The following is a 2,780-nucleotide window of genomic DNA, read 5'->3' as shown; positions in this document are numbered from 1 at the left end:
GAGATCCCGTTCTACTCGACCGTGACCGGGGGCGTCCTCGGCGAGACCCTCCTCGATGCCGGGTACTGGTACCGCAACCTGCGTCACCCCGTCCGTTTCGAGGACACCGTCAAGGTCCTCCTGGACGACGGCTTCGCCACCTTCGTTGAGTCCAGTGCGCACCCCGTCCTCACCATGGGCATCCAGGAGACGGCCGAGGCGGCCGGTGCCGAGGTCGTCACCGCCGGTTCCCTGCGCCGTGACGACGGCGGACTCCAGCGGTTCCTGACCTCCGCCGCCGAGCTCTTCGTGCGCGGCACCGACATCGACTGGGCGCAGCTCTTCGGGGGCACCGGCGCCCGCCGCGTCGACCTGCCCACCTACGCCTTCCAGCACGCCCACTACTGGGCCCCCACCTCCCCCGCCGGAGTCGGCGACGCCGCCGCCGCGCGGTTCGGCATGGAGTGGGAGACCCACCCCCTGCTGGGCGGAGCCCTGCCCCTCGCCGAGACGGGAGAGGTGCTGTTCACCGGGCGGATCTCGCTCGTCGACCACCCGTGGATCGCCGATCACGCCGTCTCCGGCCGGACCCTGCTGCCCGGGACCGCCTTCGTCGAGCTCGTCCTGCACGCCGCCGCCGCGACCGGCAGCGCCGGACTGGAGGAACTCGGCCTTGAGGCACCGCTCGTACTCCCCGGGCGCGGAGCCGTCCAGGTCCAGGTACGGGTCGGGGCCGCCGACGGGAGCGGGCGCCGCGCGGTGAACCTGCACTCCCGCACCGAGGCCGACGACGCCCCCTGGACCCGCCACGCCTCCGGCGTCCTCGCCCCTGCCCCGGCCGCGCCCCGGGTCCCGGCACCGGCCGACTGGGCGGGCGCCGGCGGGGCGGCCTGGCCGCCGCCCGGAGCCGAGCCCGTCGAGCCGGACGAGGTCTACGCCCGCTTCGCCGACCTCGGCTACGAGTACGGAGAGGTCTTCGCCGGGATCACCGCCGCCTGGCGCCGCCCCGGAGAGGTCTTCGCCGAGATCCGCCTCCCCGACTCCGCGCGGAGCGCCGCCGGGCTCTACGGGGTCCACCCGGCGCTCCTCGACGCGGCGCTCCAGCCGTGGCTCGCGGGCGGACTCCTCGACGTGCCCGACGACGCGGTGCTGCTGCCGTTCGCCTGGCAGGGGGCCACCTTGCACGCGACCGGGGCCGACGCCCTGCGGGTCCGTCTCGCCCGCACGGCGGAGGGTGCCGTCTCACTGGAGGCCGTCGACCCGGCCGGGGCACCCGTCCTGACCCTCGACGCCCTCGTCATGCGGCCCGTTCCGCGCGAACGCCTCACCGCGCTCCTAGGGGCGGCCGACGACGGGCTGCCGCTCTACCGGATCGCCTGGCAGGGTCCCGCGCCCGCCGCGCACCCCGTGCCGAGCGGGACCGGACGGCGGAACCCGGTACACCGGCTGGCCGTGGCCGGGACCGACGGCACCGGCCTCGGCTCCGGCGCGGCCGGCGTACCGGTGGACGTCCATCCGGACCTGGCCGCGCTGTTCGCCGCCGTCGAGGCGGGCGCCCCCGTGCCCGACGCCGTCGTCGTGTCCTTCCCGGACGCGGACACGGACACGGACGCCGTGCACGAGACCACCGCGCGGTGCCTGGCCCTGCTGCGCGAGTGGCTCGGCCAGGACGAACGGCTCGGCGCGGCCCGGCTGGTCGTGCTGACCCGGCGGGCCGTGGCCACCCGGCCCGGGGAGGCGCTGCCCGGACTGTCGGCCGCCGGGCTGTGGGGCCTCGTACGCTCCGCGCAGAGCGAGCACCCCGGCCGCTTCGTCCTCGCCGACACCGACGGCACCCCCGCCTCGGCGGCGGCCCTCGTCGAGGCCCTCGCCACCGGCGCACCGCAGTTCGGGCTCCGCGACGGCGAGCCGCTCACCCCCGTCCTGGCGCGCCGTCCCGAGGACGACGCCCCCGGGACGTCCCCGGCCGGGTTCGACCCGGAAGGGACCGTCCTGATCACCGGCGGGACCGGCACGCTGGGACGGCTCCTCGCCCGGCACCTGGTCACCTCCCACGGAGTACGGGGCCTGCTGCTCGTCAGCCGCAGCGGACCCGCCGCCGACGGAGCCGCCGAGCTGGAGCGGGAACTGACCGCGCTGGGAGCACGCGTCGAGATCGCCGCCTGCGACACGGGTCACCGCTCCGCACTGGAAGCACTGCTCTCGCGCGTCCCGGCGGCCCACCCGCTGACCGGCGTCGTGCACGCCGCGGGCGTCCTCGACGACGGGGCGCTCACCGCCCTGGACGCCGGCCGGCTGGCCACCGTACTGCGGCCCAAGGCCGACGCCGCGCTGCACCTGCACGAGCTGACCGCCCACCTGCCGCTGTCCGCGTTCGTCCTGTTCTCCGGCGCCGCCGGCCTCCTCGGCCGCCCCGGACAGGCCAACTACGCCGCCGCGAACACCTTCGTCGACGCCCTCGCCCAGCACCGCAGGGCCGCCGGACTGCCCGCCGTCTCCCTCGCGTGGGGCCTGTGGGGGGAGGCCACCGGGATGACCGGGCACCTCTCCGACACCGACCTGCGGCGCATGCGGCGCTCAGGGCTCGCCCCCATGAGCAACGAACAGGGCCTCGCCCTCTTCGACCGGGCCCTCGCCACCCCCGCCGCAGCCGCCGACGAGGCCCTCCTCGTCCCCCTGCGCCTGGACACGGCGGCCCTGCGCCGCGAGCAGGCCGCTCACGGACCCGACGCGGTGCCCGTCCTGCTGCGCGCCCTGGTCCCCCCGGCGGCGGCCGCGCCCCGCGCCGCCACGACGGCCAC

General features: G+C 77.1%; 1 protein-coding gene. It reads left to right on the top strand.

The annotated features are described in order from the left end of the window. Nucleotides 1-21 precede the first annotated feature (21 nt). The coding region (locus ABZW32_RS39495) for an SDR family NAD(P)-dependent oxidoreductase (protein ID WP_356225710.1) at nt 22-2,780 on the top strand (2,759 nt) is incomplete at its 3' end.

It is taken from the genome of Streptomyces sp. NPDC004667 (assembly GCF_040609475.1).
Taxonomy (GTDB): domain Bacteria; phylum Actinomycetota; class Actinomycetes; order Streptomycetales; family Streptomycetaceae; genus Streptomyces.
This window is presented reverse-complemented; position numbering and strand designations above follow the sequence as displayed.